Source organism: Micromonospora sp. NPDC023888, assembly GCF_040639415.1.
Lineage (GTDB): Bacteria > Actinomycetota > Actinomycetes > Mycobacteriales > Micromonosporaceae > Micromonospora.
Map to the genome: position 1 here is coordinate 1 of NZ_JBEZZW010000003.1, position 24,464 is coordinate 24,464.

At 73.2% G+C, this 24,464-nt stretch carries 27 protein-coding genes; 11 read left to right on the forward strand and 16 right to left on the reverse strand.

Annotation, left to right across the window (positions count from 1 at the left end; translation table 11 throughout):
- Positions 1-191: 191 nt before the first annotated feature.
- Complete coding sequence (locus AB0F61_RS03040; RefSeq protein ID WP_357802752.1) at positions 192-1,112, reverse strand: ADP-ribosylglycohydrolase family protein; 921 nt, start codon at positions 1,110-1,112, stop codon at positions 192-194.
- 73 nt (positions 1,113-1,185) lie between these two features.
- Here AB0F61_RS03040 and AB0F61_RS03045 point away from each other — a divergent pair, with 73 nt between their 5' ends.
- Both AB0F61_RS03045 and AB0F61_RS03050 read left to right on the forward strand, forming a co-directional pair.
- Positions 1,186-1,875, forward strand: coding sequence for a response regulator transcription factor (locus tag AB0F61_RS03045; protein ID WP_030489108.1), 690 nt, complete (start codon positions 1,186-1,188; stop codon positions 1,873-1,875).
- Positions 1,876-1,904: 29 nt separating this feature from the next.
- Positions 1,905-3,308 carry a HAMP domain-containing sensor histidine kinase gene (locus tag AB0F61_RS03050; RefSeq protein WP_357802755.1) on the forward strand — a complete coding sequence of 468 codons (1,404 nt, stop codon included), beginning with the start codon at positions 1,905-1,907 and terminating at the stop codon, positions 3,306-3,308.
- 227 nt (positions 3,309-3,535) lie between these two features.
- Here the strand turns inward: AB0F61_RS03050 and AB0F61_RS03055 are convergent, their stop codons facing one another.
- Positions 3,536-4,558: an adenosine deaminase gene (locus tag AB0F61_RS03055; RefSeq protein ID WP_357802757.1), complete on the reverse strand. Its 1,023-nt coding sequence runs from the start codon at positions 4,556-4,558 to the stop codon at positions 3,536-3,538.
- The gene (locus AB0F61_RS03060) at positions 4,555-5,349 is read right to left on the reverse strand and encodes a trans-aconitate 2-methyltransferase (protein ID WP_357802758.1); all 795 of its coding nucleotides are present in this window, start codon (positions 5,347-5,349) and stop codon (positions 4,555-4,557) included. The genes AB0F61_RS03055 and AB0F61_RS03060 overlap by 4 nt, the downstream gene beginning before the upstream one ends.
- 82 nt (positions 5,350-5,431) lie before the next feature.
- Here AB0F61_RS03060 and AB0F61_RS03065 point away from each other — a divergent pair, with 82 nt between their 5' ends.
- Together AB0F61_RS03065 and AB0F61_RS03070 are read left to right on the forward strand one after the other, a co-directional pair.
- Positions 5,432-6,415 carry an aldo/keto reductase gene (locus tag AB0F61_RS03065; RefSeq protein WP_357802760.1) on the forward strand — a complete coding sequence of 328 codons (984 nt, stop codon included), beginning with the start codon at positions 5,432-5,434 and terminating at the stop codon, positions 6,413-6,415.
- An 88-nt stretch (positions 6,416-6,503) separates the two neighbouring features.
- Entirely contained in the window at positions 6,504-6,698 is a 195-nt protein-coding gene (locus tag AB0F61_RS03070; RefSeq protein WP_357802761.1) for a hypothetical protein, read from the forward strand.
- Positions 6,699-6,821: 123 nt separating this feature from the next.
- Here AB0F61_RS03070 and AB0F61_RS03075 read toward each other — a convergent pair whose 3' ends face one another.
- The 7 genes from AB0F61_RS03075 to AB0F61_RS03105 all read right to left on the reverse strand — a co-directional run bounded on the left by AB0F61_RS03075 (position 6,822) and on the right by AB0F61_RS03105 (position 11,067).
- Positions 6,822-7,025: a cold-shock protein gene (locus AB0F61_RS03075; protein WP_030338233.1), complete on the reverse strand. Its 204-nt coding sequence runs from the start codon at positions 7,023-7,025 to the stop codon at positions 6,822-6,824.
- 286 nt (positions 7,026-7,311) lie between these two features.
- Positions 7,312-7,584, reverse strand: a complete 273-nt coding sequence (locus AB0F61_RS03080) for a DUF4235 domain-containing protein (protein WP_357802762.1) — start codon at positions 7,582-7,584, stop codon at positions 7,312-7,314.
- Positions 7,581-7,955: a DUF3618 domain-containing protein gene (locus AB0F61_RS03085; protein ID WP_357802764.1), complete on the reverse strand. Its 375-nt coding sequence runs from the start codon at positions 7,953-7,955 to the stop codon at positions 7,581-7,583. The genes AB0F61_RS03080 and AB0F61_RS03085 overlap by 4 nt, the downstream gene beginning before the upstream one ends.
- Complete coding sequence (locus AB0F61_RS03090; protein WP_354888048.1) at positions 7,952-8,386, reverse strand: phage holin family protein; 435 nt, start codon at positions 8,384-8,386, stop codon at positions 7,952-7,954. The genes AB0F61_RS03085 and AB0F61_RS03090 overlap by 4 nt, the downstream gene beginning before the upstream one ends.
- Positions 8,387-8,569: 183 nt before the next feature.
- Positions 8,570-9,757, reverse strand: a complete 1,188-nt coding sequence (locus AB0F61_RS03095; protein ID WP_357802766.1) for a mechanosensitive ion channel family protein — start codon at positions 9,755-9,757, stop codon at positions 8,570-8,572.
- An 84-nt stretch (positions 9,758-9,841) separates the two neighbouring features.
- A complete protein-coding gene (locus AB0F61_RS03100; RefSeq protein ID WP_357802768.1) occupies positions 9,842-10,663 on the reverse strand; it encodes a DUF1206 domain-containing protein in 822 nt (273 codons plus the stop codon).
- Positions 10,664-10,722: 59 nt separating this feature from the next.
- On the reverse strand, positions 10,723-11,067 hold the full coding sequence (locus AB0F61_RS03105; protein WP_357803208.1) for a hypothetical protein: 345 nt from the start codon (positions 11,065-11,067) through the stop codon (positions 10,723-10,725).
- A gap of 118 nt (positions 11,068-11,185) precedes the next feature.
- On the opposite strand from AB0F61_RS03105, the gene AB0F61_RS03110 reads away from it, so the two are divergent.
- Together AB0F61_RS03110 and AB0F61_RS03115 are read left to right on the forward strand one after the other, a co-directional pair.
- The gene (locus tag AB0F61_RS03110) at positions 11,186-12,412 is read left to right on the forward strand and encodes a cysteine desulfurase-like protein (RefSeq protein ID WP_357802770.1); all 1,227 of its coding nucleotides are present in this window, start codon (positions 11,186-11,188) and stop codon (positions 12,410-12,412) included.
- A complete protein-coding gene (locus AB0F61_RS03115; protein ID WP_357802772.1) occupies positions 12,409-12,696 on the forward strand; it encodes a GNAT family N-acetyltransferase in 288 nt (95 codons plus the stop codon). The genes AB0F61_RS03110 and AB0F61_RS03115 overlap by 4 nt, the downstream gene beginning before the upstream one ends.
- A 6-nt stretch (positions 12,697-12,702) precedes the next feature.
- Here the strand turns inward: AB0F61_RS03115 and AB0F61_RS03120 are convergent, their stop codons facing one another.
- The gene (locus tag AB0F61_RS03120) at positions 12,703-14,193 is read right to left on the reverse strand and encodes a glycoside hydrolase family 3 N-terminal domain-containing protein (protein ID WP_357802774.1); all 1,491 of its coding nucleotides are present in this window, start codon (positions 14,191-14,193) and stop codon (positions 12,703-12,705) included.
- Between the two features lie 216 nt (positions 14,194-14,409).
- On the opposite strand from AB0F61_RS03120, the gene AB0F61_RS03125 reads away from it, so the two are divergent.
- The 4 genes from AB0F61_RS03125 (at position 14,410) to AB0F61_RS03140 (ending at position 17,885) form a co-directional block, all read left to right on the forward strand.
- Complete coding sequence (locus AB0F61_RS03125; RefSeq protein ID WP_255421242.1) at positions 14,410-14,535, forward strand: hypothetical protein; 126 nt, start codon at positions 14,410-14,412, stop codon at positions 14,533-14,535.
- Between the two features lie 105 nt (positions 14,536-14,640).
- Positions 14,641-15,591: a TIGR03557 family F420-dependent LLM class oxidoreductase gene (locus AB0F61_RS03130; RefSeq protein WP_357802776.1), complete on the forward strand. Its 951-nt coding sequence runs from the start codon at positions 14,641-14,643 to the stop codon at positions 15,589-15,591.
- 72 nt (positions 15,592-15,663) lie between these two features.
- Positions 15,664-17,295, forward strand: coding sequence for a RecQ family ATP-dependent DNA helicase (locus AB0F61_RS03135; RefSeq protein WP_357802777.1), 1,632 nt, complete (start codon positions 15,664-15,666; stop codon positions 17,293-17,295).
- Positions 17,296-17,381: 86 nt separating this feature from the next.
- A complete protein-coding gene (locus tag AB0F61_RS03140) occupies positions 17,382-17,885 on the forward strand; it encodes a hypothetical protein (protein WP_357802779.1) in 504 nt (167 codons plus the stop codon).
- 90 nt (positions 17,886-17,975) lie between these two features.
- Here the strand turns inward: AB0F61_RS03140 and AB0F61_RS03145 are convergent, their stop codons facing one another.
- Positions 17,976-19,559 (reverse strand): MFS transporter, encoded by a 1,584-nt coding sequence (locus AB0F61_RS03145; RefSeq protein ID WP_357802781.1) that lies wholly within the window; start codon positions 19,557-19,559, stop codon positions 17,976-17,978.
- An 83-nt stretch (positions 19,560-19,642) separates the two neighbouring features.
- On the opposite strand from AB0F61_RS03145, the gene AB0F61_RS03150 reads away from it, so the two are divergent.
- Positions 19,643-20,404 carry a TetR/AcrR family transcriptional regulator gene (locus AB0F61_RS03150; RefSeq protein ID WP_357802783.1) on the forward strand — a complete coding sequence of 254 codons (762 nt, stop codon included), beginning with the start codon at positions 19,643-19,645 and terminating at the stop codon, positions 20,402-20,404.
- A 12-nt stretch (positions 20,405-20,416) separates the two neighbouring features.
- Here the strand turns inward: AB0F61_RS03150 and AB0F61_RS03155 are convergent, their stop codons facing one another.
- Genes AB0F61_RS03155 through AB0F61_RS03170 form a run of 4 tightly spaced genes read right to left on the reverse strand, consistent with a single transcriptional unit; the run spans position 20,417 to position 24,453 of the window.
- Complete coding sequence (locus AB0F61_RS03155) at positions 20,417-21,400, reverse strand: DNA topoisomerase IB (protein ID WP_357802785.1); 984 nt, start codon at positions 21,398-21,400, stop codon at positions 20,417-20,419.
- Entirely contained in the window at positions 21,384-22,337 is a 954-nt protein-coding gene (locus AB0F61_RS03160; RefSeq protein WP_357802787.1) for a glycosyltransferase family 9 protein, read from the reverse strand. The genes AB0F61_RS03155 and AB0F61_RS03160 overlap by 17 nt, the downstream gene beginning before the upstream one ends.
- On the reverse strand, positions 22,334-23,035 hold the full coding sequence (locus tag AB0F61_RS03165; RefSeq protein WP_357802788.1) for an SDR family oxidoreductase: 702 nt from the start codon (positions 23,033-23,035) through the stop codon (positions 22,334-22,336). Before AB0F61_RS03165 ends, AB0F61_RS03160 begins: the two co-directional genes overlap by 4 nt.
- Positions 23,032-24,453, reverse strand: coding sequence for a PfkB family carbohydrate kinase (locus AB0F61_RS03170; protein WP_357802790.1), 1,422 nt, complete (start codon positions 24,451-24,453; stop codon positions 23,032-23,034). Before AB0F61_RS03170 ends, AB0F61_RS03165 begins: the two co-directional genes overlap by 4 nt.
- Between the last annotated feature and the right edge of the window lie 11 nt (positions 24,454-24,464).

Genomic DNA, 24,464 nt, shown 5'->3' on the forward strand with positions numbered 1-24,464 from the left:
GCGGCTGCCCGCTGGCCGTTCGAGGTGCACGTCGCGCCGCACCGGGTGGTGCCGGACATTCCGGCGCTGAGCGACAGCGAGCGGGACGCCTTCGGCCAGCGCAGGGCGGCCAGCGCAGGGCGGCCAGCGCAGGGCGGCCAGCGCCGGGCGGCCAGCGCCGGGCGGCCAGCGCAGGGCGGCAGTCCGCAGGGTCAGGGGAGCCAGGTGGGTAACGGCTCGCGGGCGGCCAGCCACGACTCGGGCACGCCGCCGGGGGTGCCGACACCCGTGTACGCGGCCACGATCGCTCCGACGATGGCGGCCGTGGTGTCCGTGTCACCGCCGGCCTGGACGCACCTCCGGATCGCCGCCGGATAGTCGTCGAGGTGGGTGGCGGCCACCCAGAGGGTGAACCCGACGGTGTCCTGGGCGGTCACCCGGGAGCCGTTGCCCAGTGCCGCCACCACCCGGTCCACCGGTCGGCCGAGCAGCCCGGCCGCCCGGCTCACGCTCCGGTGCACCTCGGTGCCCGGGTCGAGCGCGGCGGCGATCCCGGCGAGCAGGCGCTCCGGAGCCGGCCGGTGCCCGTCGAGGCGGGCGCGGGCGGCGAGCGCGGCGGCCACGGCCACCGCGACGGCGCCGGCGATCCCCTCCGGGTGCGCGTGGGTCACCTCGGCCGAGGCGCGGGCCTGCGCCGCGGCACGGGCGGTCGAGTCGGCGAAGTACGCGCCCAGCGGGCCGACCCGCATCGCCGCGCCGTTGCCGCAGGAGCCCTGACCGTCGAAGGCGGAAGCGGCGGCCAGCGGCCAGGGGGTGCCGGTACGGATCAACCGCAGGATCGCCAGCGCGCCAGCGCCGTAGCCCCGGCGCGGAGCGCACCGCTCGGCGAAGGCCAGGGCCAGCCGGTCGGGGTCGACGCCGCCGGACTCGACCAACTCGGCGAGGACCGAGCAGGCCATCTCGGTGTCGTCGGTCCACTCCCAGGGAGCCGGCGGCAGCGCTCCCGCTGTGAGATCCGGGGGCGCGGCCCCGGGCAGGAAGTACCGCGCGCCGAGCGCGTCGCCGGTGGAGAGACCGGCGAGGCTGTCCCGGGCGAGCGCCAGACGGGCATCGACGAACAGGGTGAACGACATCGTCGTACCAGCTTGCCCCCTCGCCAGGCACGTCGCAATGCGATCAACTTGCCAGGCCAAGTACGGTCTTGTCGTGGCCTCCGTGCTCCTGGTCGAAGACGATCACGTCGTACGCGGCGCGATGCTGCGGTCCCTCACCGACCGGGGGCACGCCGTGCACGCCGTGGGCACGGCGTTGGACGCCCTGCGTCGGGTCGCCGCGGAGACACCCGACCTGGTGGTGCTGGACCTCGGCCTGCCCGACCTGGACGGCTCGGACGCGCTGCGGATGCTGCGCGGCATCACCGACGTTCCGATCATCATCGCGACCGCCCGTGACGACGAGCAGTCGGTGGTCAAACTGCTGCGCGCCGGCGCCGACGACTACATGGTCAAGCCGTTCACCGGGGCGCACCTGGACGCGCGGATCACCACCGTGCTGCGGCGGGCCGGACGGGCCAGCCGGACGGTGCAGCCGGCGGTGCACAGCGTCGGCGGCCTCCGGGTGGACGTGGGCGAGCGCAGCGCCCAGCTCGACGGGGAGCCGCTGGCGCTGACCCGCAAGGAATTCGACCTGCTGGCCTATCTCGCCGCACGACCCGGGCGGGTAGTGTCCCGCCGGGAACTCTTGGAGGAGGTATGGCGGCAGCCATCGGTCGGCGAGGATCAGACCATCGACGTTCACCTGTACTGGCTCCGCAGAAAGATGGGCGAGTCCGCGGCGAAGCCGCGCTACCTGCGCACCGTGCGGGGGGTCGGATTCCGGCTGGTGGCACCGGACTGAGGACGGCGCTGGCCCTGCTCACGGCCGGCATGTGCAGCCTCGTCGCGCTCGCGTTCCTGATCCCTCTCGGCCTCAGCCTGCGTGAGCAGAGCCGGGACGAGGCGATCGCCGACGCGGCCCGACGCAGCGCCCTGGTCACCGGCGCGCTTGCGGTGAGCACCGACCCCACGGTCGTCGAGCGGGCCGTGGTGGCGAGCGCCGAGGGCGCGCCGGCCCGTCCCGTGGTGCACGGTCTGGGCCTGGACGAATCCGCAGGTCGGGCCACCGGCGGCGACCTGGACCGGGCTCGTGCCGACCGGCGGTCGCGGGTCGTCGACGTGGACGGGGGCGTGGTCCGGCTCGATCCGGTCGTCCTCGGTGACCGCACGGCAGTGGTCGAGGTGTTCCTCCCGGACTCGACGCTGGGCGAGGGCGCCGGTGGCACCTGGCTGCTGCTGTTCGCGGTCGGCGCGGCGATGGCCGGCGCGGCGGTGCTGGTGGTCGACCGGGTCGCCGCCCGCGCGGTGGACTCGACCCGGGGTCTGGTCAAGGCCGCCCTCTCCATCGGCGACGGCGACCTGGGCGTACGCGTCGAGCCGACCGGGCCGCGCGAGCTGGCCGAGGCCGGGTACGCCTTCAACCGGATGGCCGACCGGCTGGACGCGGCCCGCACCGACGAGCGGGAGCTGGTGGCGGACCTGTCGCATCGTCTGCGTACCCCGTTGACAGTGCTGCGGTTGGACGCGGAGGCGTTGGAGTCCGACGACACGAGCGTGGGTTCGTTCAGCCCGGCGGAGTTGGACCGGCTTCGCGGCATCCGGCGGATCCGGCAGGCGATCGTCACCCTGGAGGGTGAGATCGACGTGCTGATCAAGACGACCCGCAAGTCGGTGGCGCTCGAGGCCGGGCCGGCGATGTGTGACGTCAGCGAGGTGGTCCGGGACCGGATGGTGTTCTGGGCGGCGCTGGCCGGCGACCAGAACCGGCCACACCGGGTGAACGGCGCGCAACTGCGCATCCCCGCGCCGGTGCCCCGGGCCGAGTTGGCGGCCGCGCTGGACGCGGTGATCGGCAACGTCTTCCGTTACACCCCGCAGGGCACCGCGTTCGAGGTGGCCGTGTCCCGGCGCGACGGTTATGTGGCGATCCGGATCGACGATGCCGGCCCCGGCATCGCCAACCCGGACCGGGCGCTGCGCCGGGGCACCAGTGACCAGGGCTCGACCGGGCTCGGCCTGGACATCGCCAAGCGGGTGGCGTTGCAGGCCAACGGATCGGTGAGCATCGACCGCGCCCGGTTGGGCGGGGCCAGCGTGGTGATGCTCCTCGCCGATCCGGAGGCGACGCCGCGGCAGGTCAGCCGCTTCGGTCTGGTCGGGCGGATGGCACGCGACGCCCGGGACACCAAGGCCGCCGGACGGCGCTGGCCGCGCCAGCGCCCCACCGACGACTGAGCGGGTTGTGGGCCGTCGCAAGTCTTCCTTAGATCGCGGTTAACGACCGGGACTGACCTGCCGTGAGCTGACAGGATCAGAACACGAACCCACCAGTTTCACCGGCCGAGCGCCTACGCGCACCCGCGACCGGTGAAGCCGCGCGCGCGGCGGGAGTCACAGGTCCCCCCACACCCACGCTCCCGCCGCGCGCCCCGCTCCCGCCGCCGTCAGCCGCGACGGGCCCGTCAGCCGGCGGCGGCCAGGTACGCGTCGATCTCGGCCGCGATCCGCTGCTTGCCGTCGGAGTCGAGGAAGGACGCGGTCACCGCGTTGCGGGCCAGCCCGGCCAGACCCTCGGGACCGATCCCGAGCAGGCGGGCCGCCACCGCGTACTCGTCGTTGAGGGTGGTGCCGAACATCGGCGGGTCGTCGGAGTTGATGGTGACCAGCAGCCCGGCCTCGACCAGCCGGGGCAGTGGGTGCTCGTCGAGGTTGGCCACCGCCCGGGTCCGGACGTTCGACGTCGGGCAGATCTCCATTCCGATCTGCCGCTCGGCCAGGTGGGCGAGCAGCTCCGGGTCCTGCGCGGCGGAGATGCCGTGCCCGATCCGCTCGGCGCCCAGCTCGTTCAGCGCGTCCCAGACGGTCTGCGGCCCGGTGGTCTCTCCCGCGTGCGGCACCGAGCGCAGCCCGGCGGCGCGGGCCTGGTCGAAGTAGGGCCGGAACTGCGGCCGGGGCACGCCGATCTCCGGCCCACCCAACCCGAAGCTGACCAGCCCGTCCGGGCGCTCCGCGAGGGCGATGCGCAGTGTCTCCTCGGCCGCGGGCAGGCCCGCCTCGCCGGGGATGTCGAAGCACCAGCGCAGCTCGATGCCGAAGTCGGCCGCCGCGCGCTTGCGGGCGTCCTCGATCGCCTCGCAGAACGCCGGCGCGGGGATGCCCCGGCGCACGTGCGAGTACGGGGTGATCGTCAGTTCCGCGTACCGGACCTGTTGGCGGGCCAGCTCCCGGGCCACCTCGTGGGTGAGGATCCAGACGTCCTCCGGGTCGCGGATGAGGTCCACGACGCTCAGGTAGACCTCGATGAAGTGTGCGAAGTCGCGGAACTCGAAGTAGGCGGCGAGCGCCTCCGGGGCGGCCGGTACGGGGGTGCGTCCCTCGTGGCGGGCGGCCAGCTCGGCGACGATCCGGGGCGAGGCGGAGCCGACGTGGTGCACGTGCAGCTCCACCTTGGGCAGGCCGGCGATGAAGGCGGACGGGTCGGTCACGAACTCTCCTCTGCATGGTCGCCGGTGCGGGCGACGACGAAGATGCGGCGGAACGGGAAGTACACCTGACCCTGCCGGACCGGGTACGCGGCGGCGAGGCGTACCCCCAGCTCGGCCCGGAAGGCCGACCAGCCGGCGGCGTCCAGCGCGGCCCGGACCGGACGCAGCGCGGTGCCTTCCATCCAGGCCAGCACCGGGTGGTCGGCGGCGGGCCGGGCGGGCAGCAGGTGCACGTAGGTAGTCTCCCAGGCGTCCACGGCGCAGCCCGCGGCGGTCAGCAGGGCCGCGTAGTCGGCCGGGTCGTCGACCGGGTCGGCGCGCAGCAGCGGGGCGATCTCGGCCCGCCAGGCCGGCTCGTCGGCGACCTGACGCAACGCGCGATGCGAGGCGGCGGTGAAGTTGCCGGGGACCTGCATGGCGAGCCACGCGCCGGCGGGCAGCTCGGCGGCCCAGCGTCGCAGCAGCTCCTGGTGGCCGGGGACCCACTGGAGCGCGGCGTTGCTGACCACCACGTCCTCGTCGCCGGTGGGGCGCCAGTCGCGTAGGTCGGCGACGGCGAAGTCGACGGGAGCGCCGAGGGCGGTGGCCCGGTCGATCATGTCGGGCGAGGAGTCCAGGCCGCGCACCCGGCTCGTCGGCCAGCGTTGGGCGAGGGTGGCGGTGAGGTGGCCGGGGCCGCAGCCGAGGTCGACGACCGCGCGGGGCCGGTCGGCCGGTATCCGCGTGACCAGGTCGTGGAACGGTCGGGATCGCTCGTCGCCGTAGCGCAGGTAGGTCGTCGGATCCCACATCACTGCCTCCCAAACCGTACGTCCGTCTTGCTACCGTACGGCTCCCGTGGCAGGCCGGCAACCCGATCACTAGGCTCGGGGCATGGAACAGCGCAGCTTCAACCGGCTCGGCCGGACCGTCGGAGCGGTCGGCCTGGGCGCCTGGCAACTCGGCGCAGACTGGGGCACCGTCAGCGAGGCCGACGCGATGGCGGTGCTCGCCGCCGCCGTGGACGACGGGGTCACCTTCCTCGACACCGCGGACGTGTACGGCGACGGCCGCAGCGAGGAGCTGATCGGCCGCTTCCTGCGCACCCGACCCGACGCCGGGCTGACCGTCGCCACCAAGATGGGCCGCCGCGTCGAGCAGCGATCGGAGGCGTACACCCTCGACAACTTCCGACAGTGGACCGACCGGTCCCGGGCCAACCTGGGCATGGACACCCTGGACCTGGTCCAGTTGCACTGCCCGCCCACCGCCGTGTTCTCCTCCGACGAGGTCTTCGACGGCCTGGACACCCTCGTCGCCGAGAAGGCCATCGCCGGGTACGGGGTGAGCGTCGAAACCTGCGACCAGGCTCTCACCGCGATCGCCCGACCGGGGGTGGCGAGCGTGCAGATCATCCTCAACGCGGTCCGCCACAAGCCCCTGGAGCGTGTCCTTCCGGCCGCGGCCGCCGCCGGGGTGGGCATCATCGCCCGGGTGCCGCTCGCCAGCGGCCTGCTCTCCGGCCGGTACGACGAGCACACCGAGTTCCCCGCCGACGACCACCGCAACTACAACCGGCACGGCGCGGCGTTCGACGTCGGGGAGACGTTCTCCGGGGTCGACTACGAGCGGGGCCTGGCCGCCGTCCGCCGGCTCGCGCCACTCGTCGACCCGGACCGCACGATGGCGCAGTTCGCGCTGCGCTGGGTGCTGGACCAGCCGGGCGTCACAGTCGTCATCCCCGGTGCCCGCGACGCGGAGCAGGCCCGGCGCAACGCCGAGACGGCGGCCCTGTCGCCGCTGACCGACGGCCAGTTGGCCGCCGTACGCGAGATCTACGACGAGCTGATCCGCCCGCAGGTGCACGACAGGTGGTGACTGGCGCGCCCGGGAAGCTCGCGTCGCGCCGTCCGACAGGCGATGCTGGAGGACGGCGTGCCGCTCCGGGCGGCGGAGAGGAATGGCGATGAGAGGCTGGCTTCCGCTCACCCTCGGCCTGTTGGCCGTGGTGATCGGTGCGGTGTGGACGGTGCAGGGCCTCGGCTACGTCAGCGGCAGCGTCATGACCGACGAGAAGATCTGGGCGGTGCTCGGCCCGCTCGTGGCGTTGGCCGGGCTGGTGGTGCTCTGGCTCGGCCTGCGCTCGCGCCGCCGGAACTGACCCGCCGGTCCACACTGGCGCCCGCCCAGCCAAGGCGAAGCCCCGTATCCCGGACGGGATACGGGGCTTCGCAACGACCCTGACCGAATCGTCCCACTGGCCGGCCGGAGCCGGCCAGCTCACTCAGATGGGACGGACCTGCTCGGCCTGCGGGCCCTTCTGACCCTGTGCAATCTCGAACTCCACCCGCTGGTTCTCCTCCAGCGAGCGGTAGCCGCTGGTCTGGATGGCCGAGAAGTGGACGAACACGTCAGCACCCCCACCATCGACGGTGATGAAGCCGAAGCCCTTGTCAGCGTTGAACCACTTCACGGTTCCCTGAGCCATGTGTATCTCCTTCTAAAACTGGTGGCCGTGCACGCCGTGCGGCCAATTGGCCGTTTTCGAGCAGCGGCGTCTGAGGCGGCCCCACGAAGGAGACTTCTCTCAACCCACGCCATCTCGCAACAGCGTGGACCAGCAAATCACGGAGGCAAAAAGTCTGTCACGACCTCTCCGACGAATTTCTCCGACATGTGACCTGACGGATGCCTCAGTTCCGCTGGGCGGCGTCCGAAGCCATGCGAAAGCCCCCTTCCCATCGATGCGGGGAAGAGGGCTGACGTCGCCGGGGTCAGTCCGGCCAGTTGCCGGTCATCCGGCGGACACCGACCGCGCCGCCCCGGTCCACAGCGGCCCGGACGACCGCGAAGATGGCCCCCTGCAACGCCGCGGCGGCCAGGATCTCGCCCCAGCCGCGGTCCTCGTCGGTGGCGTTGGGCGCCTCACCGTCGCCCGCGGTGATCTTCCAGACCTGCCGGAAGATCGCCCCGGCCGCCGCACCCGCGGCGATACCCAACAACACGCCGACCGGCCGGTACGCGACCCTGCCGATACTCCTGCTCACCTACGCCTCCCCCGCACGATCATCAGCACCACCACGGTAGCCACCGCACCGGCCGCGATGGCCGCCCACGGCACCGGGTTGCGGCGCACCAACTCACCCTTGTCGTGCGCCTGCGCGCGCACCAACCCGCCCTTCTCGTAGGCCTGCGCCCGCGCCATCCCGGCGCCCCGCACGGCCTGCCCGCGGACCCGGGCGACGGTCTGCGCCGCCTGCTCGCGCATCCGCTGCTTCGCCTGCTCGGCGGACTCCTTCAGGCGGGCCTTGACGTCGGCCTTGGCGGCCAACGCCTCCATCGTCTCGCCCAGCTCGACCCGGGTACGACGGATCTCCTCGCGGAGAGCCTCCGTGTCACCGGTCCCGTTGCCCGTCATTGCCGCCCCCTGTCCTTCACCGCGGCGGTGACGGTGTCCATGTCGGCGCGGAGGCTGCGCACCGTGGCCGCCGGCACCGGCGGGACGGCCCGACTGACCTGCTTCTTGCCCACCAGGGCGAGAATGCCGGCCACCAGGAAGCAGGCCACCGCCACGATCAGCGCGGCGGCCCAGGCGGGCAGCACCAGGTCGAGCAGCAGGATGGCCGTGGCGACGAGCGCGCCCAGGCCGAAGAACGCCAGCGCGCCACCGCCGCCGAACAGGCCGATCCCGATGCCGGCGTGCTTGCCCTTCTGGGTCAACTCCGCCCGGGCCAGCGCCAGTTCGTCCCGTACCAGACGGGAGACCTGCTCGGTGGCCCGCTGCACCAACTCGGCGGTGGAGGGCTCGCTCCCGTTGTGGGATGTGCGGGCGTTCGCCACGTCAGCCATGCTGTCCTCCTTTCCCTATCACCGCGCTGTATGCCCGGAGTTGCCGCCCGTCAATCCTAAAACGCGACGAGCGGCCCACCGTTCCCGTTGTCCGGACGCCGCGCCGAAGAGTCGGCTCGACCGATCACGCCAGAGACGTCCGGCAGCACATCCCCCGCCCAAGCCCGACCAAACCTCGCAGGATCAGGTCCGGGCTTCTTCGGGGCCCACGAAGGCCTCGCTGCGGGCGTCGCCGTCGTCGCTGCCGCCGAAGACGCGGGCGTCGTCGGGGGCCTCGGTCTCGGACGGGCGGCGCGCCGGGCGCCTCGGCTGCACCCACTGCCAGGGCAGGTTGCTGCTGGCGTCGCCCAGCTCGGTGCGGACCCGGGGCATGGCCGTCGGACGGTTGTCCCGGATCCAGGCCACCAGGTGCTCCCGGACGAGGCAGCGCAGGTCCCACAGGCTGCCCGCGTCGGCGGCGCTGACCAGAGCCCGCAGCCGAACCATCCCGCCGGTGGCGTCGGTGACCTGCAGGACGCAGACCCGCCCGTCCCACAGCTCGGTGCCCTCGACCAGGCGGCGTAGCTCCTCGCGCATGGTCTGCACCGGCACCGCCCAGTCCACGTCGAACTCGGCGGTGCCGAGCACCGCCGACTCGGTCCGGGTCCAGTTCTGGAACGGCTTGCTCGTGAAGTACGAGGTGGGAAGGATCAACCTGCGGTCGTCCCAGATCTGCACCACGACGTAGCTGAGGGTCAGCTCCTCGATCCGACCCCACTCCCCCTCGACGACGACCACGTCGTCGAGCCGGACGGCGTCGCTGAAGGCGAGCTGAAGGCCGGCGAAGACGTTGCCGAGCAGGCTCTGCGCGGCGAGCGCGGCCACCACACCGACCACGCCGGCCGAGGTCAGCACACCGGCGCCGATGCCACGCACGCTCGGGAAGGTCATCAGCATCACGCCCACGGTCAGGATGACGATCACCGCGATGGTGAGGCGACGCAGCATCACCACCTGGGTCCGGACCCGCCGGGCGTGCCGGTTGTCGGGCACGTCGACCCGGAACCGGGCCAGCGCGGTGTCCTCGACGACGACGAGCAGCGCGGCGACCAGCCAGGCGGCGGTGGCGATCACGGCCAGGACGAGCAGGTGCAGCAGCAGTCGCCGCCAGCTCTCGCCGACCGCGTACCCGGTGCTGAAGCGGACGGCGAACTGCACGGCGACGACCACGCCGGCGACCTGGAACGGGCGGTGCGCGTGGTCGGTCAACTCGGTCAACAGCAGTGACCGGCGGCCGAACCGCCGGGTGAGTCGGTGGACGACCTCGACCAGGAACAGGGCGACCGCCGCCGCGACGAGCGCGGCGACGGCCGTTTCGAGATAGTTCTGCACGGCTTCGATGCTTCCCTTCGACAAAGGCGTCGGGCACTCCGGGCAAAAGCCCAAGAGTGCCCGACGGCCCGCGTATCGACCAGCTCAGACCTTGCGGTACCGGGACTGGAGGAAGCAGAAGACGCCGAAGGCGGCGATGCCCAGGGCGACCAGGGTCAGCAGGAACACGCCGTACGACTGCTCGCGCAGCGCGTGCAGGGCGGCGTCCAGACCACGGGCCTTCTCCGGGTCGTAGTTCACCGCTGCCACGATGACCAGCAGACCGGCGATGCCGTACGCGACGCCCTTGGCGATGTATCCGGCCATGCCCAGCCGGCGGGCCAGCGTACGGGTCTTCGGGCTCATCTCGCCGGTCTTCAGGTGCTTCTCGAACCGCTTGACCGCCCCGTAGATGACCAGGCCGACACCGATCGCGGCGAGCACCAGCCCGGCCAGGCCGACAAGCCAGCGGCCACCGCTGGAGGTCATCAGCTTGCCGGTCAACGCCTCCTGCTGGTCGGCGCTGTTCGACCCGACATCCTTGAAGACCTTGAAGGCGGTCCAGGCGAAGTAGAGGTAGACGATGGTCCGGCCGGCCGAGGCGAGCCGTTCGGTGACGCGTTCCCTGCCGCGCTCGGCGCGGTGCCCGACCGCCGCCTCCAGCGCCTGCCAGATCGCCATCGCGAGCAGGCCGACAGCGGTGGCGATGACCAGGAACCTGCCCAGGGGCTGTTCGGAGAGGGTACGCAGCGCGCCGGACTGGTCACCGTCGTCGGACGACGTGCCGAACGCGATCTGCAACGCCAACCAGGCGAAGAGCAGGTGGACGATGCCGTAGCCGATGAAGCCGGCCCGGGCGAGGAATTCCAGCCACCGGCTGTCCGCCGTGCGGGAGGCGGTGGCTTCGGCGCTACGGGTGAGTGACATGGCGTCACAATCTCCGATTCTGAAGATCCCCAAACGTCGGCCACCGCCGCCCGCCCAGGTCAGCTACCCGGGTTGCGGGATACGCGGATCTTGACCTGCTGGTCGGTGACGCTGTCCAGGGTGACCGCGAAGCCGCCCGCCTCGGCAGCCTGCTGCCCCATGGTGAGGCTGAGCTGCTCCCCGGCGACCTCGACGGTCACCTGGTCGCCCTCGGCGCCGACCAGTTTGGCCTCGACTCCCAGGATGGTGGTGCTCGCGTCGACACCCCGCTCGAAGGTGACGGTGCAGGCGTCCAGCCCGCAGTCGGTGGAGGCACCCTGGGAGCTGCACCCGGCGAGCACGGCGAGGCCGAGCGCCAGACCGGCGAAGAGACCGGCGGCGCGGCGGACGGGGGGAATGGGCATGGTGGCGGGTCGGTTCGTCACCTCGCCAAGGGTACGAGACGTTCGCGACGCCCCCGCCCGTTGGTGATCCACCCGCCGGCCGACCGGGGCACCGGGAGCACCGGCTAGGGTCCGGGACATGCCCTTCGACATCGCCCGCACCCGGGCCGCCTACCCCGCCCTGACCGAGGGTTTCGTGCACTTCGACGGGGCCGGGGGCACCCAGACCGCCATCGGTGTGATCGACGCGGTCACCGACGCCATGCGGACGGCGGTCGGCAACCGCAGTGCCGCCAACGTGCCGGGTCGCCGGTCGTTGGAGTTGGTGGCCGAGGCCCGCGCGGCAGTGGCCGACCTGCTCGGCGCCGACCCGGCCGGGGTGGTGCTCGGCCCGAGCGCCACCGCGCTGACGTACACCCTCGCGCGCACGCTCGGCGCGGGTTGGCGCCCCGGTGACGAGGTGGTGGTCTCCCGGCTCGACCACGACGCGAACGTCCGGCCGTGGGTGCAGGCCGCCGAGGCGGCCGGGGCGACGGTGCGCTGGGCCGAGGTCGACAGGCACACCGGCGAACTGCCCGCAGCACAGTACGCCGACCTGGTCGGCGAGCGGACCCGGCTGGTCGCGGTGACCGCCGGCAGCAACGCCATCGGCACCATGCCGGACGTGCCGGCGATCGCCAAGATCGCGCACGCGGTCGGCGCGCTTGTCTGCGTCGACGGGGTGCACTCCGTCCCGCACGGGCCGACCGACCTGACCTCCCTCGGCGCCGACGTGCTGGTCACCAGCGCGTACAAGTGGTCCGGACCGCACCTGGCGGCGATGGTGGCCGACCCGGCCCGGTGGGCGGCGCTGCGCCCGGCGAAGCTGGTGCCGTCCTCCGACGCCGTGCCGGACCGGTTCGAGTACGGCACTCCCAGCTTTCCCCTGCTGGCCGGCGTGACCGCGGCGGTGGACCACCTGGCGGGTCTGGACCCGGACGCGGTCGGGGACCGGCGGGCACGACTGCGCGCCGGGCTGGCCGCCGCCCAGGCGCACGAGGAGGCGCTGCTGGACCGGCTGCTCGCCGGGCTGGCGGAGCGGCCGGCGATCACCGTGTACGGCTCGCCGGCCCGGCGCTGCCCGACGGTGTCGTTCCGGGTCGCCGGGATGTCACCGGCGGCCACCCAGCAGGCGTTGGGCGCCGCCGGGTTCTGCCTCTCCGTCGGCGACTACTACGCCTACGAGTACTTCCAACTGATGGGTCTGCGCGACAGCGGCGGCGCTGTGCGGGCGAGCATCTACCACTACAACACCGCCGACGAGGTGGACCGGTTGCTCGGCGAACTGGACGCGGTGGTCGACGGGGCGGGGAGAATGGTCGGATGAGCACCCTGGTCGAGGACAATCCGGCGAAGCACCGCTTCGAGATCCTGGTGGACGACGCGTTTGCCGGCTTCACCGCGTACGTGATGCGCGGAGAAGTGCTGGTCTTCACGCACACCGAGGTGGACCGCGGCTTCCAGGGCAGGGGCGTGGGCGGGGCGTTGATGCGGGGCACCCTGGACGAGGTCCGCGCCCGGGGCGCCACGGTGGTGCCGCAGTGCTCGTTCATGGCCGCGTTCATCGACAAGCACCCCGAGTACGCCGATCTGGTCGCCGACCTGCCGTAGGCGGGCTCAGCGGGCGCCGGTCAGCACCTCGGCGGCGGCCCGGCCACTGGCCCGGGTCGCACCGTGGGTGGCCAGGTGCACCGCCCCGGTGACCACCTCCGGCACGCCCAGCTCGACGACCACCGCGTCCGGCCGGGCAGCGAGAGCCCGTCGCACGGCGGCGCCCATCCAGTCGTGCCGGTGCAGGTCCCGGACCACGAGCACCAGCGGGCGGGCGCCCGCCCCGGCACCCGGGTCGGCCGGCACGTCGGCCTCGGCGTAGCGGACCGTGCTCGTGCCGGGCAGCAGCTCGCCCAGCGGTGCGCCGATGCCCCACGGGGTCTCCGCGCCGATGGCGATGTTGCGCAGCGGCTCGAACTCGACGACGTGCGCCGCACGGGTCAGCGGCAGCGCGTCGGCCGCGCTGTCGGTGGCGGTGACCCGGACGGCCCGACGGGCGGCGACGAGCCCGACGTCGGCGGCGTCGCGTGCTCCGGCCGGTCCGGCGGCGCGCGCCGCCATCGTCCAGGCGGCGAGTTGGCCGACGCGCTTGGCCGCCTCGGCGAGGCGTTCCTCGGGCAGCTCACCGGAGACGACAGCGGCCACGATGGCATCGCGCAGTTCGCGGGCAGCCTGCTCGTCGGAACGTTCGCCGCCGACGCAGATCGCGTCGGCCCCGGCGGCGAGGGCGCGGACCGTCGCCCCGGCGAAGCCGTACCGGTCGGCGACCGCGCGCATCTCCACGGCGTCGGTCACCACCACCCCGGAGAAGCCCATCTCGTCGCGGAGCAGCCCACCCAGGATGCGGTGACTCAGGGTGGCCGGTAGCTGCGGATCGAGCGCGGGCACCAGCAGGTGGCCGGTCATCACCGCCTGCACTCCGGCCGCGACGGCGGCCTGGAACGGGACCAGTTCGCAGGTGTCCAGCCGGTCCCGGTCGGCGGTGATGCGGGGCAGGTCGTGGTGTGAGTCGACGCGGGTGTCGCCGTGCCCGGGGAAGTGCTTGGCGCAGGCCGCCACGCCGCCGGCCTGGAGCCCGCGGACCCAGGCGGCGGTGTGCCGCGCGACCAACGCCGGGTCGGCGCCGAACGAGCGGACGCCGATCACCGGGTTCGCCGGGTTGGAGTTGACGTCGGCGTCCGGGGCGTAGTTGAGGGTGACCCCCGCCGCGGCCAGCTCGACGCCGAGGTCCCGGGCGACCGCCTCGGTCAGCTCGGGGTCGTCGACCACCCCGAGGGCGAAGTTGCCGGGCCGGGAGCTGCCGTGGACCGACTCCAGTCGGGTGACGTCGCCGGCCTCCTCGTCGATCGCCACGATGACGTCCGGGCGCTCGGCGCGCAGCGTCGCGGTCAGCGCCGCGACCTGCTCGGGGTCGACGACGTTGCGGGCGAAGAGCACCACCGAGCCGAGGCCCTCGCCGAGCCAACGGCACACCCAGGGTGGCGGGGTGGTGCCGACGAACCCGGGCTGGAGGACGGCGGCGGCGAGGGCCGGGAGGTGCCCGGTGGGTGTGGTCACGCCACCCCCTCCTGGCGCTCGGCGTCGATCACCGGCGTCGGTGCGCCCCCGTCGACCCACTGGTTGCGCTCGCTCATGCGGCCCCCGTACCCCATCTCTCACGCGCCCTCGGCGCACCGCCACCGGCAGGCGGTCATGCCATGGTCACACCGGGCGATTCAATAGTCAATAAACCTTACAGTTGCCTGGCGGGCCGCTCCCCGGGAGAGTGCGGGGATGGACCCCGCCCTGCTTGCCGACGCCACGAGCCCGGCCGACATCCCCGGCGTACGCCTGCTCGGCCTGGTGGTCGGCGCCCTGCTGCTGCTCGCCGCGATCCGGGCGATGTTCGGCCGGCGCTGAGCGCGACCGGCCCCGCACCGATCCGGGCCCGGCGAGCCGTGTGTGGCTGGCGGCGACCTGGGTACGGCTTCCTCATCAGCAGGGCACGCGCCGAAGGGGAGAGCCATGAAGATCGGATATTTCCTGTCCAGTGAGGAGTTCACGCCGGCCGAACTGCTGGAGCAGGCGCGTGGTGCCGAACGAGCCGGCTTCGAGGCGCTGTGGATCTCCGACCACTACCACCCCTGGGTGGACGCACAGGGCCAGAGCCCGTTCGTCTGGTCGATGATCGGCGCGCTCAGCCAGGTCTGCTCGCTACCGGTGACCACCGCCGTGACCTGCCCGACGGTGCGGATCCACCCGGCCGTGATCGCCCAGGCGGCGGCGACGAGCGCGGTGCTGCACGGCGGGCGTTTCGTGCTCGGCGTCGGCACCGGCGAGGCCCTCAACGAGCACATCTTCGGCGACGCCTGGCCGCAGGCCGACGTCCGGCTGGAGATGCTCGAGGAGGCCGTCGAGGTGCTGCGCAAGCTGTGGGGCGGCGGCTTCGTCAACCACCGCGGCAAGCACTACACAGTGGAGAACGCCCGGATCTACACCCTGCCCGACACGCCACCGTCGATCTACGTCTCCGGCTTCGGCCCGAAGTCCATCGACCTGGCCGCCCGGATCGGCGACGGCTACGTGAGCACCATGCCCGACGGCGACATGGTCCGGCGCTTCCGCGAGAACGGCGGCGGCGACAAGCCGTGCCAGGCCGGCTTCAAGGCGGCGTACGCCGACAGCGAGGACGAGGGCGTCCGCATCGCCTACGAGCGCTGGCCGAACGCCGGGGTGCCGGGCGAGCTGTCCCAGGTGCTGCCGTCGCCGCGGCACTTCGAGCAGGCCGCCGAGCTGGTCAAGCCGGAGATGGTCAAGGAGGCGTTCGTCTGCGGCAACAGCGTCGACGCGCACCTGGAGATGATCGACAAGTACGCCAAGGCCGGCTTCGACGAGGTCTACGTCGCCAACACCGGCCCGCACTACCAGGGCCTGTTCGACCTCTACCAGCGCGAGGTGCTGCCCCGGCTGCGCTGAGCCGGACCCACCGACCCCATGATCACCCGAGCACGTTTCGGCGGTCATGGGGTCGGGTACCTCCGGCCCTCGATGAAACTGTCCACGCATTCGATGACGTTGCGCCGCGCGGCCCGCAGCCTTTTCGGCTGGAAGGCGCTACGACCCAACCAGCTCGCCGCCATGCGCGCGGTGATGAAGCGACGCGACGCCCTGGTGGTGCTGCCCACCGGAGCCGGCAAGTCGGCGATCTACCAGATCCCGGCCAGCCTGATCCCCGGCCCCACCGTGGTGATCTCCCCGCTGCTGGCCCTCCAGCAGGACCAGATCGCCTCTCTCAACGAGCGGCAACGCCCGGAGCTGCGGGCGGTGCGGATCAGCTCGAACGAGTCGCCCAACCAGCAGGCCCAGGCGATCACCGAGGTCCGCGAGGGCCGGGCGGAGTTCCTGTTCATCACACCGGAGCAGCTCAGCAACCCGGACCGGATGGCGGAGGTCGCCGCACTCAAACCGGCGCTGGTGGCGATCGACGAGGCACACTGCATCTCGGCCTGGGGGCACGACTTCCGGCCCGACTACCTGGCGCTCGGGCACCTGATCGACGGCATCGGCCGGCCGCCGGTGGTCGCGCTGACCGCCACCGCGTCCCCGCCGGTACGCGACGACATCATCGCCCGGCTGCGGCTGCACGACCCGGAGGTGGTGGTCTCCGGGCTGGACCGCCCCAACCTGTTCATCGAGGTGGCGCACTGCCCCGCCGAGGACTACCGGTGGCGGCGCCTGATGACGCTGCTGCACGACGAGGGGCGACCGGGGATCATCTACGTGCCCACCCGCCGCGCCGCCGAGGAGCTGGCCACCCGGTTGACCGACGCCGGCTTCCCGGCGCAGTTCTACCACGGTGGAATGCCGGCCGGCGCGCGCGCCGAACTGCACGAGGCGTTCCTCGCCGACCAGGTCCCCATCATGGTGGCGACCTCGGCGTTCGGCATGGGCATCGACAAGCCCAACATCGCCTGGGTGGTGCACATGGCACTGCCCGACTCGCCGGACAGCTACTTCCAGGAGATCGGCCGGGCCGGCCGCGACGGGCAACCGGCCCGGGTGCTGCTGCTCTGGCGGGCCGAGGACGTGGGGCTGCAACGCTTCTTCAGCGGCGGCCTGCCGGACGCGGGCGAGCTGCGGGACCTCGCCGCGCTGCTGCGCAAGAAGCCGGCCACCAAGACCGATCTGCGTGAGACCACCGGCCTCGGGCCGCGCAAGCTGGGCCAGTACCTCTCCCTGCTGGAGCAGATCGGCGCGGCCGAGCCGCGGGCCCGGCAGCGGGTCGGCGCCCCGCGCTACTCCCCCGCCCCGACCGAGGCCGCCGCCGCGGCAGTGGCCGAGGCGGAGCGCCAGCAGACGGTGACCCGGTCCCGCACCGACATGATGCGGGCCTTCGCCGAGACCAACGCCTGTCGGATGCAGACCCTGCTGGCCTACTTCGGCGAGCAGATGACCGAGGTCTGCGGGCACTGCGACAACTGCCACGCCGGCACCAGTGTCGCCGACCAGGGCGCGGTCGGGCCGTTCCCGGTGCACAGCCACGTGCGTCACCCGGAGTGGGGAGGTGGCATGGTGCTCTCCTACGAGGAGGACAAGATGACGGTTCTCTTCGAAGAGGTCGGGTACAAGACGTTGTCGGTGCGCGTGGTGTCCGAACAGGGCCTGCTGACCCTGGACTAGCCTGACCCGGGCGCCGGCACGCGCCCGGTGGATCGACAAGCAGAGCACCGATTGACTGAGCAGAGCAGGGCGGAAGGGGCGTTGCCGTGATCGAGCAGCCGGCGTACACCGGGTTCGGATTCTCCGACGGGGAGTGGGGGCTGCTGGTGGGCCTGCCGCAGTCGGTCCTGACCGCGGCGAGCGCCGCCGAGTCCGACGGCACCCGCCGGACCATGGCGGAGAACGCGGCCGGGCTGGAGACCATCGCCGCCGGCCGGGAGTCGGCCAGCCCGCTGGTCGCGGCCGTGGCCGGCGAGATCGTCACCCGGGTCGGCGACCCGGACACCGGCGAGGAGCTGCCGGTCATCGCGCCCGCCGACCCCGGGGCGTACATCGACGACGTGCTGGTGCGGGCCGGCGAGGCCGCCGCGCTGCTGGCCGGCCGCGTCGACGAGGGCGAGGCCGGCGCGTACAAGCACTGGCTCGTGAAGATCGCCGAGCAGGTGGTGGGCGCCGCGTCCAGCGGTGGGCTGCTGGGCATCGGCGGCGAGTCGGTGAGCGACTCCGAGCGGCGTTTCCGCGACCGGCTCGCGCACGTGCTCACCGACTGACGTTGATCGACTCGGTTTCCTGGAAACCATGGCATCCCCGCATCCGGGACGCCCCGACTTTCAGGAAACCGAGTCGATCATTTAGGGCGGCTACACCTCGGCCGGCGTGGGGAGCACGGCCGGCGCCGGGAGCGTCTCGGTCGCGGTCGGGTCGGCCGGTCGGATGCCGCGCAGCGTGAGCAGCGCGGCGACCGCGCCCAGCAGCATCACCACCATGGCGGCGTACGCGGCCAGGTGCAGCCCGTCGGTGAACGCGACTCCGGCGGCGTGCCGCACCGTGTCGGCCAGATCCGCCGGTAGTCCCTGGGCGACCGCGAGCGCGCCGCCCAGGGTCTCCTGGGCCGCGGCGCCGGTGTCGGCGGGCAGCCCGGCCGGCAGGCCGTCGACGATCTCGCGGCGGTAGACCGCCGCGCCCACGCTGCCCAGGATCGCCATTCCCAGCGCACCGCCCAACTCGCTGCTGGACTCGGTGAGCGCCGAAGCCACACCTGCCTGCTCGGGCGGCGCCGCGCCGAGGACCAGCTCGGTGACGAGCGACATCACCATCACCAGGCCGCCCGCGTAGATGCTCGCGCCGACCAGCAGCACCCACAGCGCCGAGTCCGGTGTGACCTGGGTCAGCACCGCGAAGCCGACCACGGCGATCCCGAACCCCGCACCGATCAGGTACGCCCGTTCGACGCGCTGGGCGAGGGCGGCGGCGGCCGGCGCGACCCCACCCACGGCGAGCGACGGCACCAGGCTCCACAGCGCCGCCCGCAGCGGGCTCAGGCCGAGCACCAACTGGAGGTGCTGGGTGGTGAAGATGGCGAAGCCGACGATGGCGAACATCGCCAGCAGGTTGACCGCGAGCGACCCGGCGAAGCCGCGACGGCGGAACAACGCGAGATCGACCATCGGGTACGCCCGGGTCCGCTGCCGGTGCAGGAAGAGCGCGCTCACCAGCAGGCCGCCGACGATGGCGAGCACCCGCACACCGCTGACGCCGTCGCGGGCCATCTCCTTGATGCCGTAGATCACCGGCAGCAGCGCGCCGAGCGACAGGACCGCGCTGACGAGGTCGAACCGCCCGGTCGCCGGGTTGCGGAACTCGGGCACCAGGAGCGGGGCGAGCAGGAGCAGCATCAGCATCGCCGGGATGTTGATCAGGAAGATCGAGCCCCACCAGAAGTGCTCCAGCAGGATGCCGCTGAGCACCGGGCCGATGGCGATGCCGCCGGTGAGGGTGGCGGTCCAGATGGCGATGGCGGTGCCGCGCTGCTTGGCGTCGTGGAACATGTTGCGCACCAGGGCGAGCGTCGAGGGCATCAGGGTGGCCCCGCCGACGCCGAGCACGGCGCGCGCGGCGATCAGCGTCGCGGTGCTGTCGGCGTACGCGGCAAGCAGCGACGCCGCCCCGAACGCGGTGGCGCCGATCAGCAGGAGCCGGCGTCGGCCGATCCGGTCACCCAGGGCGCCCATGGTGATCAGCAGCCCGGCCAGCACGAAGCCGTAGATGTCGAAGATCCAGAGCTGCTGGGTGGCGGTCGGGCGCAACTCCGCGCTGATGAACGGGACGGCGAAGTAGAGCACCGACACGTCCATCGAGACCAGGAGCAGCGGCAGCATCAGCACCGTGAGCCCGATCCACTCCCGCCGGCCCGCCCGCGGCGCCGGTGTGGTGGTGATCGTCATGATCAGATCTCCTTCTGCGTATGTCGTACGCTGTTATGCGTAGACCATACGCAGAACTAGGATGACGGGGCAAGGAGGAAAATGTGGCGGCACAGACAGACGACAACGGGCCAGCGATCCCGGCGGCCATCGAGAGCGCCTGGGGGCTGCGGGACCGCCCACCCAAGGGCCCCCGGCCGGGGATGAGCGTGCCCGCCATCGTGGACGCCGCCGTCCGGGTGGCCGACGCCGACGGACTGGCCGCCGTCTCCATGAGCCGGGTCGCGAAGGAACTGGGCGCCGCCACCATGGCCCTCTACCGCTACGTCGGCTCCAAGGACGAGCTGCTGATGCTCATGGTGGACACCGGCTACGGCCCGTCGCCCGGGCCGCCCCCACCGGGGGCCGACTGGCGCAGCGGCCTGACCCGGTGGGCCTGGGCCGAGCACGACGCGCTGCGGCAACGGTCCTGGCTGCTGCACGTGCCGATCAGCGGCCCACCGATCACCCCGCAGCAGCTCGGCTGGATGGAGGACGGGCTGCGCTGCCTCGACGGCACCACGCTCGCCGAGAGCGAGAAGATGTCGGTGCTCCTGCTGATCACCGGGTACGTCCGCAACGAGGCCACCCTCACCTCGCAGATCGCCGAGGGCAGCCAGGCGGCCGGCGTCGAGCCCAGCGAGATGATGCCGGCGTACGGCCGGCTGGTGGCCCGACTCATCGACCCGGCCCGCTTCCCGGCGCTACAGCGGGTGCTCGCCGCCGGCGTGCTCAACCAGGACGACGACCCCGACGACGAGTTCACCTTCGGCCTGGACCGGATCCTCGACGGCATCGACGCCCTGATCCGACGGCGAACGGCCTGAACCCACGCCCGGTCAGGCCTTCTCCAGCAACTCCAGCACCACCCGCTCGGCCTCCTCGCGGGGCGCCCGCGGGTCCACCGACGCCACCACCCCGTCGTGGTACAGGTCGACCACCCGCGGATCCACGTACGACGCCCGAGCCACCGTCGGGGTGTTGCCCAGCAGCTCGGCCACCTCGCGCATCACCGCGACCACCGCCTTGCGCCGGGCCGTCACGGAACGGGCCGGGCCGGCGGTGGACAACTCGGTGGCGGCGAGCACCGTGGCGTGCCAGGTGCGGAAGTCCTTGGCGGTCATCTCCCCGCCACTGGCGTCACGCAGGTAACCGTTCACCTCGTCGCTGCGCACGTCGCGCCACTCCCGGCCGTCCCAGTAGCCGAACAGCCGGTCCGCCCGTCGCCGGCGACGGCGCAGGTTGACCAACACCTGGCACAGCTCCGGGTCCTCGATCCGGCGTACCTGTTCGATGCCACCCTTCGCGGGAAACACCAGGACCACGCAACCGCGCCGGGACCGGGCATGCTCGGGGCGCAACGTGGACACCCCGTACGTCGGGTCGTCGCCGGCCGCGTACTGGTCGCTGCCGACCCGGAACATGCCCATGTCCAACAGTCGGGCCACCGTGGCCAGCACCCGGTCCCGGCCCAACCCCCGGCCGTCCAGGTCGCGGTCCACCCGTTCGCGCAGCACCGGCAGTCGCCGGGCGACCTCCAGCATGCGGTCGAACTTCGCCTCGTCCTGCTGCTCCCGCCACCGCGGGTGGTAGATGTACTGCTTGCGGCCGGCCGCGTCGATCCCGATCGCCTGGATGTGCCCGTTGGCGTGCGGCGCGATCCAGACGTTCTGCCAGGCCGGCGGGATGACCAGCTCCCGCAGCCGGGTCAGCACCTCCGGATCCCGGACCGGATCCCCGGCCGGGTCGACGAAGAGCCAGCCCCGACCGCGCCGACGCCGTCCGTACCCCGGTCGCCCCGGGTCGCTACGCCGCAACCGCACCGGAGACCCGCACCACCTTTTCCACCTCGTCCACGGCGGTCAGCACCTCGTCGAGGCGCAGAGCCGCCATCGTCGGGTGGCTTCCTACCCCGTCCCAACCCGAGCAATCTCCCTCGCCGGCCCAGAGCGCCCGGTGCCGGGGCCGGTCCACCGGTGGCCCCCAGTGCGCCGGCGGCACCGGCCCGAAGAGGACGACCGACGCGGTGCCGAACCCGGTGGCCAGGTGAGCGACCCCGGTGTCCCCGCTGACCACCAACCGGGCGTTGGACACCAACGCGGCGAGCGCGCCGAGGTCGGTCCGGCCGGCCAGCACCACGTCGGACGGCAGGCCCGCCGCGTCGGCCACCCGGGCCGCCAGCGGCCGCTCGTCTGCCGAGCCGGTGAGCAGGACCCGGTGCCCCTGGTCGGTGAGCGTCCGGGCCAGCGCGGCGAACCGCTCGGCGGGCCACCGCTTGGCGGGGACCTTGCTGCCCGGATGCAGCACCGTGACACCGGTGGGCAGCCCGGCCGCCCCGGGTCGACGCAGTCCGAGGTCGGCGGCGTCGGCCGGAATGTCGTACCAGGACAGCAGCCGGCACCACCGCTCCACCTCGTGCTCGTCGGCGGACCACCGTGGACCGTCGACGCAGCCGGCCGCGGAGTTGGCGAAGGCCAGCAGCCGGCCCGGCCGGGTGGCGGCCAGCAACCGGTGCGACAGCGGGCCGCGGCCGTGCAGGTTGACCGCGACCGACACCGCCGACCCGGCCCGCAGGGGTCGATCCAGCCCGGCGGTGTCGACCACCCGGTCGACGCCGCCGACCAGGTCGACGACCGGGGCCAGCCAGGCGGGCGCGGCGAGCGCCAACTCCGGACCGGGGTACGCGGCCCGCAGCGCCCTCAGCGCGGGCACCGCGGTGAGCAGGTCGCCGACGCCGAGCGCGCGCAGCACGAGGATCACGGGTACGAGGTCTCCTGCTCGGCGCAGACCACCAGCTCCCGCACCGCGCAGCCGGGCGGCTGGTTGAGCGCGAACATGACAGCGGCGGCCGTGTCGGCGGGATCGTTGAGGATCGCGTCCGGCCCCGGCTTGTACTGCGGGTCGCGCTCGTCGAAGAACGACGTGCGCATCCCGCCGGGGATGAGCAGCGTGACGCCGACCTGACCGGCGAGTTCGGCGGCGAGGGCGCGGGTGAAGCCCACCACGCCGAACTTCGCCGCGCAGTAGGCGGTGGCGTCGCTCACCGCCTTGACGCCGAGCGTGGAGGCGACCGTGACGATGCGCCCCCGGGACGTCAGCAGGAACGGCAGGGCGGCCCGGATCACCGCCGCGGTGGCGAGCAGGTCCACGGCGACGATCCGGTCCCAGGTCTCCCCCGGCACGTCGGCGAGCCGACCCGGCACGTCCATGCCGGCGGCGGTGACCACCGCGTCCAGGCCACCGGCCTGCTCGGCGAGGTGTTGGGTGGCCACCTCGGCGGCCCGGGTGTCGGCCAGGTCGCACTCGGTCCAGGACACCCCGTCGGCCGGCGGTTGCCGGTCCAGCACGACCGGCCGGCCACCGGAGGCGGCCACCGCGGCCACCACCGCGGCGCCGAGCCCACTCGCGCCGCCGGTGACCAGGACGGTGGGCCCGGCGCCCGGCCGCGTGGCGGTCATCGGGTGCGCTCCCCGATGGAGCGCACGATCATGTCGGTGGTGGAGCGACCGTCCAGGTAGGGCACCACCACCGTGTTCCCACCCCACCGGCGCAGGACCTCCGCCTCCGGCAGCGTGGCGGCGGCGTCGCCGCCGGTGGCGTAGTCGCCGCCCTTGACCCAGATGTCCGGTCGGAGCCAGGACAGCGCCGCGTCCGGGGTCGGCTCGTCGAAGATGAGGACCGCGTCGACACAGCTCAGCGCGGCCAGCAGCCGACTGCGGTCGCCCTCGGACATCACCGGCCGGTCCGGCCCCTTCAGCCCGGCCACGCTGGCGTCGGAGTTCACGCAGACGATCAGGCAGTCGCCGAGCTGCCGGGCCGCCTGGAGGGTGGACACGTGCCCGGCGTGCAGCAGGTCGAAGCAACCGCCGGTGGCGACCACCGTGCCGCCCGCGGCCCGTACCTCACCGAGGAGCGTGGCGACCGCCGCGACGCCCACCCGGTCGCCGCCCGGACCGGCGACGCTCGTCGGCGTCGGGCGCACCGGCGGTGGCAGCGCCCCCGCCACTCCCCCGCCGGCCACGTACGCGGACGCCTCGGCGACCGCCGCCTGCACCGCCTCGGAGACCAGCGCGCCCTGGGCCAACGCGAGGCTGGCCGCGGCCGCGAACCGGTCGCCGGCCCCGCAGGTGTCCCCCTCGGCACTGCCCGGGGTCGGCACCACCAACGGTGTCGACCCGGCGTGGCACAGCAGCGCGCCGTCCCCGCCAAGCGTCACCGCGACCGCACCGGCCCGCCAGCGTCGCCGCAGCCCCTGCGCACCACGCGACGCGGTGGCCAGCCGGGAGGCACCGGGCAGGGCGGGGACCAGTTCGCGCACCTCCGACTCGTTCGGAGTGGCCAGGTGGACGCCGGGGACAGCCGCCGGGCCGCGCGGGTGCGGGTCCCACACCACCGGCGCGCGGGTGGCGGACAACGCGTCACGCAGCGCCGGCTGCCGGGCCACTCCCCGGCCGTAGTCGCTGACCAGCACCGCGGACGCCGCGCCGATCACCCGGAGCACCTCGTCGGAGGGCTGACCCGGCTCCCCAGACGTGCCGCCACGGTCGTGGCGCAGCAGCACCCGGCCCCGGGCCCGCAGCCGGATCTTCTCCGGCGTCGCACCGGACAGGGCCAGCGGATACACCTGCACGCCGGCCGCGGCGAGCAGCGCGCTCAGCCGGGCCCCGCCGGCGTCGTCGGCGAGCGCTGTCACCAGCACCACCTCGGCGCCCTGCGCGGCGGCGAACACCGCCGCCAGACCGGCGCCACCCGGTCGGTCGCTGGCGGCGGTCTCGTCCAGGACCGGCACCGGGGAGTCCGGGCACAGCCGGTTCACCACCCCTTCCACGTCCCGGTCGAGCAGGGTGTCCCCGAGCACCACCACCGGTCCCCTCACGCCTACCTCCC